Raw genomic sequence first — 1,518 nt, 5'->3', positions numbered from 1 at the left:
GGGTCTTACAGGCCCTGGGCCAGGCGGTAGTACGCCTGGTTCCAGCGCAGCTCGCTCTGGAAACCGCGGACCGTGGTGTCCTCGTCGATGACGACGAGCTCGGTCTTGGCGATCTCGGCGAAGTCGCGGAACACCTCGATGCCCACGGCCGTCGTCATGACGGTGTGGTGCGCGGCACCGGCGGCGAGCCAGCACGAGGCCGACGTCGCGAAGTCGGGCGCGGGCTTCCACACGGCGCGGCCCACGGGGAGCTTCGGCAGGTCGGGCGCCTCGACGTTCTCGACGACGTTGGCGGTCAGGCGGAACCGATCGCGCATGTCGCTGAGGGCGACGACGAGCGCGGGGCCGGGGTCGGCGGTGAAGACCAGGCGCACCGGGTCGTCCTTGCCGCCGATGCCCAGCTCATGGATCTCGAGGCGCGGCTTGGCCGTGGTGAGCGAGGGCGAGACTTCGAGCATGTGCGCACCGAGGATGCGCTCGGCTCCGGGAACGAGGTCGTAGGTGTAGTCCTCCATGAGCGACGCGCCGCCGGGGAGGCCGGCGCCCATCACGTTCGCGACGCGCACGAGGATCGCCGTCTTCCAGTCGCCCTCGGCGCCGAAGCCGTAGCCCTCGGCCATGAGGCGCTGCACCGCGAGACCGGGGAGCTGCTTCAACGCACCGAGGTCTTCGAACGACGTGGTGAAAGCGCCGAAGCCGCCCTCCTCGAGGAACGAGCGCAGGCCCACCTCGATCGCGGCGCCATCACGCAGCGACTGGTGACGCGCGGCGCCGGGGAGCATCTCTTCGGCGACGTCGTAGCTGTCGACGTACTCCTGCACGAGCGCGTCGATCTCGGCATCCGACGCGCTTTCAACGGCCTCGGCGAGTTCGTTGACGCCCCACGTGTTGACCTGCACGCCGAAGCGCAGTTCGGCCTCGGTCTTGTCCCCCTCGGTGACGGCGACGAAACGCATGTTGTCACCGAAGCGGGCGAGCTTGAGGGTGCGCGACGCGGTCCAGCCGGCGGCTGCGCGCTCCCAATCTTCGATCTGCTGACGCACGACGGGGTTCGACACGTGGCCGACGACCGTCTTGCGCGCGACTCCCAGACGCGTCTGGATGTACCCGAACTCGCGGTCGCCGTGAGCGGCCTGGTTGAGGTTCATGAAGTCGAAGTCGATGTCGTTCCACGGCAGCTCGACGTTCGCCTGCGTGTGCAGGTGCAGCAGCGGCTTCTGCAGGGCATCGAGCCCAGAGATCCACATCTTGGCGGGGCTGAACGTGTGCATCCACGCGATCACGCCGATGACGTCGTCGCGGCCGTTGATCTCGAGCGCCATGCGGCGGATGCTGTCGGAGTCCTTGAGCACGGGCTTCCAGACGACCTTCACCGGCAGGCCGTTCAGGCCCTCGACGACGGCCTGCGACTGTTCGGCGACCTGCTTCAGCGTGTCCTCGCCGTAGAGGTTCTGGCTACCGGTGACGAACCAGACCTCGTAGCCGTCGAGGTCGTTCTTGAGGGGGGTGCGGGTCATG

General features: G+C 68.2%; 1 protein-coding gene. It reads right to left on the bottom strand.

All coding sequences use genetic code 11. From position 1 onward, the window contains the following. Positions 1 to 5: 5 nt before the first annotated feature. Positions 6 to 1,517: an L-arabinose isomerase gene (gene araA, locus IFR11_RS16110; RefSeq protein WP_191916851.1), complete on the bottom strand. Its 1,512-nt coding sequence runs from the start codon at positions 1,515 to 1,517 to the stop codon at positions 6 to 8. Between the last annotated feature and the right edge of the window lies 1 nt (position 1,518).

It is taken from the genome of Microbacterium sp. CFBP 8801 (assembly GCF_014839455.1).
Classification (GTDB): domain Bacteria; phylum Actinomycetota; class Actinomycetes; order Actinomycetales; family Microbacteriaceae; genus Microbacterium.
This window is presented reverse-complemented; position numbering and strand designations above follow the sequence as displayed.

Excerpts from the sequence above, each read along its gene's own strand:
- araA (WP_191916851.1), bottom strand. The coding sequence starts at position 1,517 with ATGACCCGCACCCCCCTCAAGAACGACCTCGACGGCTACGAGGTCTGG.